Consider the following 14,739-nt stretch of genomic DNA (forward strand, 5'->3'; position numbering starts at 1 on the left):
CGGGATTGGGGATTCGGGATTCGTAAAACGCGGGCTATTGCGACCTGGCAGAAGAGGGGGCAGGGCCGGTATCCGCTTGACGGAGTACCGGCTCTTGCCAATCCCTAATCCCCAATCACTCATCCCAGCCGTTAACGAATATTGATGATCGTCTGCGTGACCTGATCCTGGGTCGAGATCATCTGCGAGTTGGCCTGGAAGTTGCGCTGGGCCACGATCATGTTCACCAGCTGCTCGGTCAGGTCCACCGTGGAGGATTCCAGCGAGCCGGATTCGATCTGGCCCAGGTCCGAGGTGTCCGGCGCGCCGGTGCGGGCGGCACCGGAGGTGTAGCTCTCGGCCCACATGTTGTTGCCCTGCGACTGCAGGCCCTGCGGGTTGACGAAGGTACTCAGCGCGACCTGGCCCAGCGGCTTGTCGGCGCCGTTGGAGTAGCGCGCGAACACCACGCCGCTGGTATCGATGCTGATCTCGTTGAGCTTGCCGCTGGCATAACCGTCCTGGCGGGTGTCACGCAGCGCGAAGGCTTCGCCGTACTGGGTCGAGCCGCTGACGTTGAGCTGCATGTTCAGCACGCCGGCGCCGGTGCTTGGGGTGAACGGGTCCATCGTGATGATGCCGTTGGCCGGGGTGGTCAACGCGCCGGTATCGGAGAACTGCAGCGTGGTGGGCGCGCCGACCGCGGCACCGTCCACGTAGTTGTGCACCTGCCACTCGTTCGGGTTGGCGGTCTTGACGAAGTAGGAGGTCTGCACATGGCTGACGCCCAGCGAATCGTAGACGTTGATGCCGCCGGTGGAGTGGCTATAGGTCTTGTCGTCGGCCGGGCTGAACGGGGTCACCGACGGGGCGGTGGCATTGCCGGGCAGGGTGAAGGCCAGGTTGACCGTGGAGGTCGACTTGGGCGGGCTGTCGGTGGTCAGCAGCTGCAGGTCCGACAGGCGGCCGACGTCGAAGCCGTTGCCGCTCGGGTTGGGAGCGAAGACCTGCAGGCGCGCGCCCTGCGGATTGATCACGTAGCCGTTGGCATCGGTCTGGAAGTTGCCGGCGCGGGTGTACATCTTGGCGCCGTTGGAGGTCACGGTGAAGAAGCCTTCGCCGGAGACGGCCAGGTCCAGGCTGCGCCCGGTCGGATCGATATTGCCCTGCGAGAACTGCTGCGCCACATTGCTGACGCGCACGCCCGAACCCACCGCATTGCGTGACAGGCCGTAGCTGGTGCTCTGGAACATGTCGGCAAACTCGGCACGCGATTCCTTGAAACCGGTCGTGTTGACGTTGGCGATGTTGTTGGAGGTGACGTTCAGATCGGCATTGGCTGCGTTGATGCCGGACAACGAGGTATTGAAAGCCATGGATGAGGTCCTTTGAGTGTCGGTTGCCGGCTCAGCTGACGCGGAGCACGTTGGCGAGCGGGGAAGTGCCTAGCCCGGTCAGGTTGAGATACAGGCCGTCCGAGCCGATCGTGACGCTGTCCACCGGCGCGTCGACATAGGTGGACAACTTGCTTTTGGAACCGGCGGTGTCGGTCTGGGTGGCGGTCACGCCGTACTTGCCGGCGGCCATGCGATTGCCGTTGGCATCGGTGCCGTCCCAGGCAAACGACACTTCACCGGCGGCGCTGGCCGGCACGCTGAGCTGTTTGACGAAGGCGCCGTTGGCATCGGTGATTTCGAAATTGACGGTGCCGGCCGAGGTCGCGGCGACCACGCCCTTGGCCGAATTGGTGGCATCGATGGCGAGCTGTGCGGAGGGCACCAGCACGTTGTGCCCGACCAGCGAGGCGCCCTTGAGCACCTGATCGCTGCTCTGCGCCGCCGAGAAGCTGCTGACCTTGGTATTGAGGTCGCCGATGCCCTGCACGGTGGAGAACTGCGCCAACTGGCCCAGAAACGCGCTGTTTTCCATCGGCTTGAGCGGGTCCTGGTGCTGCAGCTGCTCGGTCATCAACTTGAGGAAGTCGGCCTGGCCGAGCGATTCCTCCTTCTTCTTGGTCGCTGTGGCGCTGCTGGAGGTCAGCCCGAGGCTGGTGTAGAGGTCACTACCGATCGTGCTCATGTGAAAGGGTCCGTAAGGGAAGGGTCAGCTAGGAGGGTCAGCGACCCATGGTCAGGGTGGCGAGCGCCAGTTCCTTGGCGGTGTTGAGCATTTCCACGCCGGCCTGGTAGTTGCGCGAGGCCGAGATCATGTTGACCATCTGCGAGACCGGGTCCACGTCCGGCGAGAACACGTAGCCATCGGCATCGGCCAGCGGATGGCCGGGCTCGTAGCGACGGATCGGCGGCGCGTTGGTGGTGGTGATCTCCTTGACGTTCACCGAGGTCAGGCTGGGGTCCTGGCGACTTTGCTGGGCCTGGAAGATCGGCTCGATCGGCTTGTAGGTCGCCTCGGCCGAGCCAGCGACGGAGTCGGCATTGGCCAGGTTGGAGGCGATGGTGCTCAGGCGGACCGACTGCGCGTGCAGCGCCGAGCCGGCCACATCGAAGATGGGTAGATTGCTCATGACTTATTGGCCGGTGATCGCGGTGAGCATCGAGCGCACCTTGGATTCGAGGAAGCTCAGCGAGGCGCGGTATTCCAGCGCAGCGCGGCCGTAGGCAGCACGTTCGGCATCGGGATCGACGGTATTGCCGTCCAGGCTGGGCTGGTCGGATTCGCGGGTGATCTGGAAGGGGTTGAGTCCGGCACTGCTGCCGATCTCGTAATGCTTGGCGTCGGTGGTCTGCAGCAGGGTGCCGTCGCGCACGCCTTCGGCCGATTTGAGCGCCGCCTCGAAATTCAGATCCTTTGCCTTGTAGCCAGGGGTATCCACATTGCTCAGATTGCTGGCAATGAGCTTCATGCGCTGCTCGCGTAGCGGCAGAGCATCGCCGTGGATGCCTAGAAAGGACGAGATGGAATTGGACACGGTGCTCTCCCGCGAAGTGTTACCAGGGAGAAAGCAATGTTTGTGCCAATCGGGGTGGTGCGGGCCGCGGAACGCGGAGAGTGATCGGAGCTGCCGACGAACGGCGGCTTGGCCGTCCGGGAGAAGCGGTGAACCTGCGTCCGTTGCGGAGCTGGTTCACTCAGGTGCGCCAGGCCGGAAGGTTCGGCATTAACCGAGGCGCGGTCCGGCAACGTCCGGCGTCAGCGGATGTCACTTTAAAGCGGGTCGACGCACACCGCCCCGACTTCAATGCTGCCGGGCTCCTGGGAGCCCGGCGCGGAGGCCTTGTCGCTGTCATCGGCTCCGACCCGGCAGCCGCCTGGCCTGCTCAGGCCGCTTCGGCGACCACTTTCAGGCGTGCCAGCACGTAGTCGGCCAGCTCGTGGGCACTGTACTTGGCCACGAAGGCGTTGGCGCCCACCTGCTCGACCATGGCGTTGTTGAACACGCCCGACAGCGAGGTGTGCAGCAGCACGTACAGGCCTTGCAGGCCCGGCGTGCGCCGGATTTCCGTTGTCAGCGTGTAGCCGTCCATGGCCGGCATTTCGATGTCGGAGATGACCATCGCATAGCGGTCGGCCGGATTCTCGCCTGATGCAGCAACCTGCAAGAGGTGGTCCAGCGCCTGGCGGCCGTCGGACAACAAGGTCGCCGAGACGCCGAGCTGGTCGAGCACGCTGCGGATCTGCTGGCGCGCCACGCGCGAGTCGTCCACCACCAGCACCTGGAACTGCCGGTCGTAGGCGACCAGCTGCAGCGAGGGATCCAGCTGCACGTCCTTGCTGACCTTGGCGATGTCGGCGAGCACGCTTTCCACGTCGATGACCTGGATCAACTCGCCCTGGAAGCGCGTCACCGCCGTCAAATAAGTGGCTTCGGCGCCCAGTTCCGGCGGCGGGTGGATATCTTCCACCGCAATATTGACGATGCGCTCCACGCCGCTGACCAGAAAGCCCTGGACCGAGCGGTTGAATTCGGCCACCACCAGATAGCCGGGGCCGTTTTCCGAGTGCGCGTCGCGTTCCGGGTGGCCGATCGCCAGGCCCAGGTCCAGCACCGGCACCGAGCGCCCGCGCACGTCGGCCACGCCGGCGAACTCGGTCGGCAGGCCGGGCACCTGGAACAGCTCCGGGCGGCGCAGCACCTCCTGCACCTTGAACACGTTGACGCCAAAAAGCTGGCGCCCGCCCAGCCGGAACAGCAGCAGGGCCAGTCGGTTGTGGCCAGCCAGACGCGTGCGCTGGTCGATGCGGTTGAGCAGATCGTGGGTCATGGGGCAGATATCGACAGCGCCCTCGGAAAACTTGAGTGGTTTTAAGTTTGGTGTGGGGCGCTGTCGGGATTGGGGAGTCGGGATTCGGGATTGGCTCAAGCGCCGGGATCTGGTGATTTGGGATTGGGGATTGGCTCAAAGGCGTGAATGAGCGCGTTGGTCAAGCCGTTGCTGCTTCTGCAGCCCTGAAGACTTCGGAGACAGTTGGTCGGATAGACGCGCTGGCTCAAAGGGCCTTGGCACCGGCCAAATGAATCACCCGCCAAGCCGCTTTTACAAATCCCCAATCCCAACTCCCCAATCCCGGCAAAAAACAGGCACGCCTCTTGCACTGCCTGTTTCGTCTCCCTCCGGATCTGGTCCCATGCGCCTGCTCCTGCTTGTCATCTTGTTGGCTGCCGCTCCGGCCTGGGCCCAGAGCTATCAGTCTGTCGATTCCATCCGTGCTGCGGCGCTGGCCACCGTTGGCCCGGATGCCGAGGCCGAGGCCACGCTCGATCCGGGCTTGCGCATGCCGGCCTGCCCGATCGCGCTGCAGGCGCAGCCGACCGGCACCAATACGGTGGAAGTGGCCTGCCCGCAGCCGGCCGGCTGGCGCCTGTTCGTGCCGCTGAAGGTGCGCCGCAACCAGGATGTGCTGGTGCTGCGCCGGGGCATCAGTGCTGGAGAAACCATCTCGCTGGCCGATATCAGTATCGAGAAGCGTGACGCCGCCCGCATCGTCGGTGCGGTGCTGGCCGATCCGGTGGCGGCGGTGGGCAAGACCGCCCGGCGCATCCTGCCGGCCGGCTCGCTGCTGTCGGCCAACGATCTGGTCACCCAGCGGCTGGTCCGGCGCGGCGATACCGTGCCGCTGGTGGCGCGCAATGGCGGGCTGGAGGTGCGCATGAGCGGTCGCGCGCTGTCCGATGCCGGCGAGAACGAGCGGGTTTCGGTGGAAAATTCCTCTTCGCGCCGGGTGGTGCAGGGGATCGTCGAAGCGAGCGGGACCGTTGTGGTGTCCAGATAGAAAATCGCTATAAAGTTTTTTTTTGGCATGCCGTTATCCCCTACGACCTGTAGAGGAGTTCCCGACATGAGCCAGAAAATCGAAGGCAATCTACCGACCGCTGCAACCCTTCGCACCGCGGCCACGAGCAGCAAGATCGCCTCGGCCGGTGAAGATCGCGCGTCCCCGATCGCCGCATTGCCGCCGACCGACAGCGTCAAGCTGACCGGTGAGGCGACCAACCTGCAGAACCTGCAGCGCACGCTGTCGCAGTCCTCGGCGATCGACACCGGTCGCGTCCAGGCAGTGAAGGATGCGTTGCAGAACGGCAGCTACTCCATCAACCCGGATGCCATCGCCAGCCGCATGATGGATCTGAATCAGCAACTGGCGGGCTAATCCCCGACCCAAAGGATGAACGTGAACGAGTTCCTGCAACGTCTCAGCGATGCGCTGGCCGGCGAACGCCAGGCATTACTCGAGAACGACATCGATGGGTTGATGCGCCATACGCAGGACAAGCTGTCGGCACTGCGCGCGCTGGAAGCGGCAATGCCCCAGGGCGAGGAAGAGCGGCTGCGCGAACTGGCCGAAGCCAATCGCGCCAATGGCGCGCTGCTGGCACGCCGGCGTCGCGAGGTGAACTGGGCACTGCGTCATCTGGGCCGCACCGAGAGTGCGCCGTCCTACGACGCCAAGGGCCAATCGAGCGTGCTGCGCGGCGGTCGTTCGCTGGCAGTGGCCTGAAGCACCGCAGCGTGCCCGAGCGCACGCGCAGGCTGGGCCAGGTGTTTGCGGCGCAGCTTTGAGCTGCCCGGCGTGCAAGAGCGTGGCCCCGCGCAATACGAGGCCTGGGCGGTTCGGCGTATATTGAAGCGTCCTCTACGCCGCCCTGTCCCGTGACTGCCAAGTTTTTTCTCAATCAAACCCTGTTACCGTCCTCGACCATGCTGCGCGCCTTCGGCGACCAGATGCTCGAGGGCGTGCTGCTGTTCCGCGCCGACGGACAGCTGATCCTGGCCAACGCCATCGCCCGCCAGAGCCTGTGCAAGGAAGATCCTGCCGACGACCGCAATCTCGGCGAGCGGATCTCGCAGGTGCTGCCGTCGGATGCGCTGAATCAGGCGCGCAGCAAGGGCAGCTGGACCGGCAGCCTGCCGGTGGCCGATCGCGTGGTCATCGCGCATCTGTACTACAACGAGGAGCAGGGCGTCGGGCACTTCCTGGCGCTGTTCCACAACATCGAAGGCCAGCAGGACTACGAGCGCGAGCTGCAGCAGCGCCACGCCGAACTGCGCCAGGCCTATCTGCGTTTGAACGGCGCGCAGGACAAGCTGCTGCAGTCGGAGAAGATGGCCTCCATCGGCCAGCTGGCCGCCGGCGTGGCGCATGAAATCAACAATCCGATCGGTTACGTGCACTCCAATCTCGGCAGCCTGCAGGAATACCTGCGCAGCCTGTTCACGCTGATCGAAGCCTATGAGCGCGCACTGCAGGCGCCGGATCCGAAGGCGCTGATTCCGGAGATCGACGAGATCCGCAACCGTGCCGACATCGACTTCATCAGCCGCGACCTGCCGCAGTTGATGGCCGAATCGCGCGAGGGCATCGAGCGGGTCACCCGCATCGTGCGCGACCTCAAGGACTTCTCGTATTCGGACCGGTCCGAGTCGTGGAAGATGGTCGACCTGCATGCCGGTCTCGAATCCACGATCAACATCATCTGGAACGAGCTCAAGTACAAGGTCACGCTGGAGCGCAATTACGCCGAACTGCCGTTGGTGGAATGCCTGCCGTCCGAGCTCAACCAGGTCTATATGAACATGCTGCTCAACGCCGGCCAGGCGATCGTCGAGCGCGGCACGATTACCGTCACCACCGGCCGCGACGAGACCGAGAATGTCTGGATCCAGTTCCAGGACAGCGGCGCGGGCATCGCCCCGGACCTGCTGCAACGCATCTTCGACCCGTTCTTCACCACCAAGCCGGTCGGCAGCGGCACCGGCCTGGGCCTGTCGATCTCCTACGGCATCATCAACAAGCACCACGGCCGCATCGACGTCGAAAGCGTCCCGGGGCAGGGCGCCAGTTTCCGCATCGTGCTACCGGTGCGGCAGCCGCGGTAGCGCTCGGCGCTGGGATTGGGGAGTCGGGATTAGGGATTGGCAAGAGCGGTTTTGCTGCGCTCTTGCCGTCTGCCTTGCTCAGCGAATCTCCGATTGCGGCTCAGGAATATCGCTGTTGGCTTTTACCAATCCCCAATCCCCAATCCCTATTCCCTGCCGTTACGCAGCTCATCATGCGTGCGAAATGCCTGACGAATATGCTCGCGCAGCTCGTCGTCGTTCCAGGGCTTGGTCAGGAAGCGGTAGATCGCGCCGCGGTTGATCGCTTCGGTGACCGTGGCAAGGTCGGTGTAGCCGGACAGCACCAGCCGCACGGTGTCGGGGTAGAGCATCTTGACCCGGCCCAGGAACTCGGTGCCGCTCATATCGCTCATGCGCTGGTCCGACAGGATCACCTGCACGTCGTTGGTGGCGAGCAGGTCGAAGGCGTCGCGCACGTTGCCGGCGGCCAGGATGCGGTAGCCATCGCGGCGGAACAGGCGCACCAGCGAGCGCAGCACGTTTTCTTCGTCGTCCAGCAGCAGCAGCGTGCGGTCGGGGCGGCTTTCGGCGAACGATTCCGGACGCAGGTAGCGGCGGCGTAGCGCCATGCCGGCCGACTCGGCCGACATCGGTTCGCCGAACAGGTAGCCCTGGAAGATGTCGCAATCGTTGCGCCGCAAAAAGCCCAGTTGCGCTTGCGATTCCACGCCGTTGGCGATCACCGTCATGCCGAGCTGGTGGCCCATCGCGATGATCGCGCGCGCAATCGCCGCCTCGCGGCTGCCGGCCGGCGCGCTCTTGATGAAGCTGCGATCGATCTTCAGCCGGTCCACCGGATAGCGCACCAGCGCGCTCAGGCTGGAATCGCCGGTACCGAAGTTGTCCAGGCTCAGGCTGATGCCTTCGTTGCGCAGGTTGGCCATCGTCTCGTGGACGAAGTTGACGTTGTTGGTCAACGCGCTTTCGTTGATCTCCAGCGTGACGAACTGCGCCGGCACGCCGGCGGTCTGCAGCATCGCCATCACTTCATTGAAGAAGCCCGGGCGCAACAGCTGCAGCGTGGACACGTTGACCGCGATGCTGAAATCGTCAAAGCCCTGGTCGCGCCACAGCCGCGCCTGGCGCACCGCGTTCTGCAGCACCCATTCGCCGATCTGCACGATCACCCCCAGGCGCTCGGCGGTGCGCATGAAGCGCTCCGGCACCAGCATGCCCAGCGTGGGCGACTGCCAGCGCAGCAGCGCTTCCATGCCGACGATGCGGCCGTCGCGTGCGCTCACCAGCGGCTGGTAGCGTAGCCGCAGTTCGCCATGCGGGATCGCATCGACGATCTGCCGCGCAATGATGCTTTCGCTATGCGCATTGGTGGTCGAGTTGCGCGTGTACAGCCGCACCGTATTGCCGCCTTCGCGTGCGGCCTGGTAGCTGGCTTCTTCGGCGTAGTCGAGCAGGATCGACAGCGAGGTCGAGTGTTCCGGGCACAGGCTGATGCCGACCTTTCCGGTCATGAACAAGGTGTACGGCAGCACCGACAGCGGCAGTTCCAGCTGCTGGCGGATATCTTCGGCAAAATCCTCCGGCAGCGGGGTGTCTTCGCGACGCACCGCCACCACCACCATTTCATCGCTGCCATGACGCCACAACTTGCCGCGCGTGCCGAGAAAGTCCTGCAGCCGGCGCGCCACCAGCGTCAGCGCCTGATCACCGACTTCGGCACTCATGTTCTCGTTGATCGAGGCGAAGTGATCGATATCGATGTGGAACACCATCAACGGCGGGCCGCCGGATGCGGCAGCGTCCACCAGATGCAGCAGTTCGGGGTTGCCCGCGCCCAGGCGGGTGGGTTTGACGATTTCCAGTCCGGGCGGGATTACGGGGCTCCACATGACTTAACGTCCACCATCGTCGTGGACGGACTCGCCGACCGGGTGATAGGGCAGGCGCAACGTCACGCGCGTGCCTGCTCCGGGTGCTGATTCTATCGCGAGCGCACCGCCGACGGTTTGCGCACGCTCACGCATCACGATCAGCCCGAGCCCACGCGGGCCTTCCGGTTCGAAGCCATCGCCGTCGTCGCTGACTTCCAGGCGGAAGCTCTCGCTGTCGATCGAGTACAGCCGCATGTGCACTTCGCCGGCGCAGGCGTGGCGCAGCGCGTTGGTCAGGCTTTCCTGCGCAATCCGGAAGCACGCCTGCTCGATCTCGTTGCCCGGGCGCACGTCCAGTGCCTGGATATCCAGCTCCAGCCGCACCGGCGATGCGCGAAACAGCATCGAGGCCTGCCAGCGCAGGGCCGCTTCCAGGCCCAGCGCATCCAGCTGCGGCGGACGCAACAGCATCGACAGGTTACGCAGCTTGGTCACGGTGCTGTCGGCCAGCGACACCACTTCCAGCAGGTCTTCGCGGCGCGCGTCAGGATCCGGCTCATCCAGCGCCGCATGCGCGGACAGCTTCATCGCGGTGATCGCCTGGCCGATGTCGTCGTGCAGATCGCGCGAGATCGCGCGGCGTTCGTCTTCCTGCAGCGAGAACAGGCGCTTGGCCATCGCCTGCAACTCGGCATTGCTCTCGGCCAGCGCATCGCGCATGCGCTCGGGTTCGCTCAGGTCGCGTACCACCAGCAATTTGCAGCTGCGTCCGCCATAGCGGATATCGCCGGCCGACAGGCCGGCATAGAACGTGCTGCCGTCGCGACGACGCATCGCCCGTGCGCTGGACACCGGCTCGTTGCGATCGCTGCCCGCGCGCAGGTACTCGCGCACCACCGGCAGGTCGCTGTCGCCGACCAGCGTCTGCAGCGGCTCGCCCAGGATGGTTTCGCCCTGGAAACCGAACTGCACAGAACCGGCGGCATTGGCATACATCACGTGCTCGTCGGCCAGGATCAGCACGCCATCGGGCAGCACCCTGACCAGCTCGCGGAACTGCTCCTCGCGCTCGCGCAGCAAGCGGCGCGACTGCTCGCGCTCGCTCACGTCCTGCAGCGTGCCATGGATATGCCGGGCGCCGTTCGGGTTGGTGACGCTTTCGGCGCGCAGATGCACGGTGCGCGGCTGCGAATCGCCGCCGGTCAGCGGCAGCAGCACATCGATCTGCACGTCGCCACCGGTGCACATGTCCTCGATCATGCGTTCGATCCGCGCCTGGGTGGCGGTGTCCGAGGCGGTCAACAGTTCTTCCAGCCGATGCTCGCGCCGATGCATCGGCACGCTGCGGCCGAGCAGGCGGTACACCGCCGGCGAGTAGCGCCCCAGTCCGGTTGCGCGATCCAGCTGCCAGGAACCCAGCCGCGCGATACTCTGCGCTTCTTCCAGCCGCTGCAGCGCCTCGTCGCGCAGATGCTGTGCCTGGCGTTCCTCGCTGCGGTCCACGGTGACCACCAGACGGGCAGGGCCGCTGGCCAGATGCAACTGGTTGCTGCGGATCTCGACATGGCGGGGGCCGCTGCGGGTCAGCAGATCCTCGTGCAGGGTGCAGGTGGCGTCGCCCTTGGCGCGGATCTGGGCGATGATTTCCTCCAGGCGCGCGCCGTCGGCGTTGGGCCAGATCGCCTGCAGCGTCTGCTGCAGGAATTCGTCGCGCTCCCAGCCGAAGAATTCCAGCGCTGCCGGGTTGGCATCCAGGATGCGCAGCGTGGCCAGGTCGTAGATCAGCGCCGGGCTGGGCAGGGCCAGGAACTTGGCCTGCAGCACCGCTTCCGATTGCGCCAGTTGCGCGTGCTCTTCCACGATCAGCGCCACGAAACGGCGCAGCACCAGGTGGATCACCACGCTCGACACCAGCAGGAAGCTGGCGTCCGACCAGCGTTCCGGCATGGCGGCGCCGGCCAGGTGCAGCAGCCGGTTGCCCAGCAGCAGCCAGATCACGCCGACCAGCAGATACAGCCCGGTCAGGGTCCACAGACCTTGTTGCAGGCGCTCGGCGAGGCGAAGACGGGACACGGGAGCGGACGAAAACGCGGGCGCGGCGACAGGATGAGGCATGGGTCCGCGGACGACCTTTGGTGCTGGCGATGCAACCATCTTAGCCGCAACTCGTCCCGGTTCGGTCGAGCCCGAAACACACGCCTCAACTAATCGGAGAAACGGCCGTTATCCATTGCGACTCCGAAGGCCGGGGTCGATTCTTCGGAGTGTTCCAGAGTGGACTCAGGCGTCATTGCAAGCATGCTGCAGCACCCGCTGACCTCGGCGGTGGTGTTGTTGGATGCGCATGGTCAGCCTCTGGCGGCCAACCGCGTTGCGCAATCGTTGGGATTGCCGGCCACCCTTGGCGCCTATGCCGAAGTCCTGGAGAGCAGTCGGGCCCAGGTGGCCAACAGCGGCGGCATGACCGCCTGCGTGCTGCCGGGTACCGGTGGCGGGCGTCTGGAGGGCTGGCTGCGCGCGGTCAGCGACGAACACGGCCAGGTCATGGCCTTCACCCTGAGCATTCCCGAGCCGATGGGCGCCGACGGTACCAGCCGCTGGGAAATTGGCCTGGACAGCGCCGATCACGGACTGTGGGACTGGGACATTCCAGCCGATGTGGTCTACCGCTCCGAGCGCTGGACCCGCATGCTCGGATATTCCGAACAGCCGCTGCCGAACAATCTCACCGCGTTGTCCGGGCTGATCCATCCCGACGACCACGCGCTGGTCAGTGCGGCCGTGCAGGCGCACCTGGACGGCCGTACTGATACCTATACCGCCGAATTCCGCCTGCGTCAGCACGACGGCCAATGGCGCTGGATCCTGGATCGCGGCCGCGTGGTGTCGCGAACCGCCGACGGCCGCCCGTTGCGCATGGTCGGCACGCATACCGATGTGCACCACCACAAGTTGCTCGAGCAGCAGCTGCGCGAGCAGCAGGCCCAGCTCGAAGAGGCCCAGCGCATCGCCAGCATGGGCAGCTGGAGCTGGGACACGCTCAAGGACACGCTGTGGGTGTCGCCGGATTTCCTGCAACAGCTCGGCATGACCCAGCAGCGCCTGCAGGGTATTCGCGACATCCTGCGCCTGCTGGGCCGGCCGTCGGTCGCGCATCTGCGCAGTGCCTGGCGCAAGATCAAGCACGAAGGCCTGCCGGTGCATTTCGAGCTGGAGATCAACGGGCTTGCCGGCGTCAATCCGCATCACCTGCGGGTCTGGGCACAGCCGGTGTTCGACGGCAATGGCGGCATGGTGCGTCTGCTCGGCCAGCTGCAGAACGTCACCGAGCAGCGCCAGACCGATGCATTGATTCGCTGGCGCACTGAGCTGCTCAACCGCGTGTCTGCGCTGGGCAAGATCGGCGGCTGCGAGATCGAGGTCGACACCCGGCGCATGCAGTGGACCGAGGAGTGCTACCGCATCCATGGCCTGCGCAAGGAAAACATCACCCTGGAGCAGGCGCTGTCGCTGTACACGCAGGATTCGCGCGACGCCTTCGAGGCGGCGCTGCTGCGTATCTCCGACGGCGGCCTGCCCGAACAGCTGGAGCTGTGCTTCTACCGCAATTCCGGCCAGCGGATCTGGGTACAGGTGCTGATCGAGCTGGACCGTCGTGAAGGCCTGCCGCCGCGCTTCGTCGCCTTGTTCCGCGACGTCACCCGCGAACGCGAAGCCAACGAGCGCATCGAGCTGCTGGCCCACTACGATCGCCTGACCGGTCTGCCGAACCGCTTCCTGCTGCGCGAGCAGGCAGAGAACGCGATCCGCGAAGCGCACGAGCGCGGCCAGGTACTGGCGATGCTGCTGATCGATTTGGATGGCTTCAAGAGCATCAACGATTCGTTCGGTCACGCCACCGGCGACAATCTGCTCAAGCTGGCCTCCGCACGCCTGCACCAGCATCTGCGCAACAGCGACCTGTTCGGCCGCTTCAGCGACGACGAATTCATCGTGCTGCTGCGTGATCTCTCCGAACCGGAAGACGCCGGCCATGTTGCGCGCAAGCTGATCAGCGCGCTGGGCGAACCGCTGCGCAAGGATCACGTCACCCTCAAGCTCGGTGCCAGCATCGGTATCGCGCTGCAAGGTGAAGGCCTGTCGGATTTCGACAGCCTGCTGCGCGCCGCCGATGCGGCGATGTATGCAGCCAAGGAATCGGGCCGCAACACTTTCCATTACTACAGCCAGGACGTGCTGATGCGCGCCCAGCGCCGCCTGGAGCTGGAACACGCGCTGCAAGGTGCGCTGGAACGCGAAGAGTTCACCCTGGTCTATCAGCCGCTGGTCAATACGGTGGGCGAATCCTCGCCGGCGATCGAAGCGCTGATGCGCTGGAATCGCCCCGGCCATGGCCAGTGCAGCCCGGTCGAGTTCATTCCGATTGCCGAGGAGTGTGGCGAGATCGTGCGCCTGGGCGAATGGGTGATCGGCGAGGCCTGCCGTCAGGCCGTGGTCTGGGACCGCGCCGGGCTCAATTTCAGCCGCATCGCGGTCAACGTCTCTGCGGTGCAATTGCGCGAGCGCGGCTTTGCCGAGCGCGTACTGGAAATCTGCCGCGACAACGGCTGGTCGCCATCGCGCCTGGAACTGGAATTGACCGAATCGGCCTTGATCCGCGATTCCGACTCGCTGCGCCGCTGCTTCGAGCTGTTCGAACAGAATGGTGTGCTGTTGGCGGTGGACGACTTCGGTACCGGTTTCTCCAACCTGCATTACCTCAACCGCTTCCCGGTGCAGCGTCTGAAGATCGACCGCAGCTTCGTGCAAGGCATGCTCGACGACGCCAACACCGCCGAAGTGACCCAGGCCATCGTGCATCTGGGCCATGCGCTGGGTATGCAGGTGGTGGCCGAAGGCGTGGAAACGGTGCAGGAAGACGCATTGCTGCGCCAGCAGGGCTGCGACGAAATCCAGGGCTACTTCTACTCGCGGCCGCTGTCGCCGCGCGACATGGCGCAGTGGCTGCGTGAAGCCGAAGCCGGCATGCGCCTCGGCGCACGTCTGGTCCTTGCCAACTGACGCAAGCTGTCGCAGCGGCAGGCGTCGCCCGCCGCCTATTGAAATGCGCCGCTCGAAAGCTCAGCGAGTCGAGGGCGCGATGCCCTCGCCACTTGCGGGACACGCCGTGAATCCATCCCTGGAGGCTCCTCGGGTTCCAGCAACCGGCAGGAGCACCGCACCAGAGAGTTGGTCGGTGGCCAGACAAAAACACACATATTGCAAGGCCTTGAGACTTTGAGAAGTCCATAGCCTGCCTGTCGAAAGCCTGCCTGTTATTCGGCTTGCGTGAGGAAGATTTTCGGACGCAAGGTGATCCGAACAATGCACCTCGTGCTCTGCTTGCAACCACACACACCGACTATCTCGACAGGTCCTTGCCCGCCTACCGTCGCGGGACCTTACGCGGCATGGATGCCGCGTAAGAGCCTACAAGGACGTACTTGCGGCGTGTCCCGCGATGGTGGGCGGACAAGGGCCCTGCAGCCACCTGCAAGCTGGGTGCTCTACACCTGATCCATCACCCGCCAGAC

General features: G+C 64.9%; 12 protein-coding genes. 5 read left to right on the top strand and 7 right to left on the bottom strand.

Going from position 1 to position 14,739, the window contains the following annotated elements; genetic code table 11:
• Positions 1-131: 131 nt before the first annotated feature.
• The 5 genes from flgE to GGR73_RS05060 all read right to left on the bottom strand — a co-directional run bounded on the left by flgE (position 132) and on the right by GGR73_RS05060 (position 4,202).
• Positions 132-1,355 carry a flagellar hook protein FlgE gene (gene flgE / locus GGR73_RS05040; RefSeq protein ID WP_016901724.1) on the bottom strand — a complete coding sequence of 408 codons (1,224 nt, stop codon included), beginning with the start codon at positions 1,353-1,355 and terminating at the stop codon, positions 132-134.
• 31 nt (positions 1,356-1,386) lie between these two features.
• Positions 1,387-2,058 carry a flagellar hook assembly protein FlgD gene (locus tag GGR73_RS05045; protein ID WP_016901725.1) on the bottom strand — a complete coding sequence of 224 codons (672 nt, stop codon included), beginning with the start codon at positions 2,056-2,058 and terminating at the stop codon, positions 1,387-1,389.
• A 37-nt stretch (positions 2,059-2,095) separates the two neighbouring features.
• On the bottom strand, positions 2,096-2,503 hold the full coding sequence (gene flgC / locus GGR73_RS05050) for a flagellar basal body rod protein FlgC (protein ID WP_005914451.1): 408 nt from the start codon (positions 2,501-2,503) through the stop codon (positions 2,096-2,098).
• Positions 2,504-2,506: 3 nt separating this feature from the next.
• Entirely contained in the window at positions 2,507-2,908 is a 402-nt protein-coding gene (gene flgB, locus GGR73_RS05055) for a flagellar basal body rod protein FlgB (RefSeq protein WP_024939612.1), read from the bottom strand.
• Positions 2,909-3,257: 349 nt separating this feature from the next.
• A complete protein-coding gene (locus GGR73_RS05060; RefSeq protein WP_016901727.1) occupies positions 3,258-4,202 on the bottom strand; it encodes a chemotaxis protein CheV in 945 nt (314 codons plus the stop codon).
• A 364-nt stretch (positions 4,203-4,566) separates the two neighbouring features.
• Here GGR73_RS05060 and flgA point away from each other — a divergent pair, with 364 nt between their 5' ends.
• The 4 genes from flgA (at position 4,567) to GGR73_RS05080 (ending at position 7,316) form a co-directional block, all read left to right on the top strand.
• Entirely contained in the window at positions 4,567-5,211 is a 645-nt protein-coding gene (gene flgA / locus GGR73_RS05065) for a flagellar basal body P-ring formation chaperone FlgA (RefSeq protein ID WP_024939613.1), read from the top strand.
• Between the two features lie 66 nt (positions 5,212-5,277).
• Entirely contained in the window at positions 5,278-5,589 is a 312-nt protein-coding gene (gene flgM / locus GGR73_RS05070; RefSeq protein WP_016901729.1) for a flagellar biosynthesis anti-sigma factor FlgM, read from the top strand.
• Between the two features lie 15 nt (positions 5,590-5,604).
• On the top strand, positions 5,605-5,937 hold the full coding sequence (locus tag GGR73_RS05075; protein ID WP_024939614.1) for a hypothetical protein: 333 nt from the start codon (positions 5,605-5,607) through the stop codon (positions 5,935-5,937).
• Between the two features lie 152 nt (positions 5,938-6,089).
• Complete coding sequence (locus GGR73_RS05080) at positions 6,090-7,316, top strand: ATP-binding protein (protein WP_039527359.1); 1,227 nt, start codon at positions 6,090-6,092, stop codon at positions 7,314-7,316.
• A gap of 146 nt (positions 7,317-7,462) precedes the next feature.
• On the opposite strand, the gene GGR73_RS05085 is transcribed toward GGR73_RS05080, so the two are convergent.
• Positions 7,463-9,184: an EAL domain-containing protein gene (locus GGR73_RS05085; RefSeq protein ID WP_184455872.1), complete on the bottom strand. Its 1,722-nt coding sequence runs from the start codon at positions 9,182-9,184 to the stop codon at positions 7,463-7,465.
• Positions 9,185-9,187: 3 nt separating this feature from the next.
• A complete protein-coding gene (locus GGR73_RS05090) occupies positions 9,188-11,320 on the bottom strand; it encodes a sensor histidine kinase (protein ID WP_081008513.1) in 2,133 nt (710 codons plus the stop codon).
• A gap of 120 nt (positions 11,321-11,440) precedes the next feature.
• Between GGR73_RS05090 and GGR73_RS05095 the strand changes: the two genes are divergently transcribed.
• Positions 11,441-14,227 carry a sensor domain-containing protein gene (locus GGR73_RS05095; RefSeq protein ID WP_179465880.1) on the top strand — a complete coding sequence of 929 codons (2,787 nt, stop codon included), beginning with the start codon at positions 11,441-11,443 and terminating at the stop codon, positions 14,225-14,227.
• Positions 14,228-14,739 lie beyond the last annotated feature (512 nt).

The sequence above is a fragment of the Xanthomonas sp. F14 genome, from assembly GCF_014199865.1.

Bases quoted from the DNA above. Each gene is read 5' to 3' on its own strand.
- flgM (WP_016901729.1), top strand. From the start codon at position 5,278: ATGAGCCAGAAAATCGAAGGCAATCTACCGACCGCTGCAACCCTTCGC.
- GGR73_RS05090 (WP_081008513.1), bottom strand. From the start codon at position 11,320: ATGGTTGCATCGCCAGCACCAAAGGTCGTCCGCGGACCCATGCCTCAT.
- flgA (WP_024939613.1), top strand. From the start codon at position 4,567: ATGCGCCTGCTCCTGCTTGTCATCTTGTTGGCTGCCGCTCCGGCCTGG.
- flgE (WP_016901724.1), bottom strand. From the start codon at position 1,355: ATGGCTTTCAATACCTCGTTGTCCGGCATCAACGCAGCCAATGCCGAT.
- GGR73_RS05075 (WP_024939614.1), top strand. From the start codon at position 5,605: ATGAACGTGAACGAGTTCCTGCAACGTCTCAGCGATGCGCTGGCCGGC.
- GGR73_RS05045 (WP_016901725.1), bottom strand. From the start codon at position 2,058: ATGAGCACGATCGGTAGTGACCTCTACACCAGCCTCGGGCTGACCTCC.
- GGR73_RS05060 (WP_016901727.1), bottom strand. From the start codon at position 4,202: ATGACCCACGATCTGCTCAACCGCATCGACCAGCGCACGCGTCTGGCT.
- GGR73_RS05085 (WP_184455872.1), bottom strand. From the start codon at position 9,184: ATGTGGAGCCCCGTAATCCCGCCCGGACTGGAAATCGTCAAACCCACC.
- flgC (WP_005914451.1), bottom strand. From the start codon at position 2,503: ATGAGCAATCTACCCATCTTCGATGTGGCCGGCTCGGCGCTGCACGCG.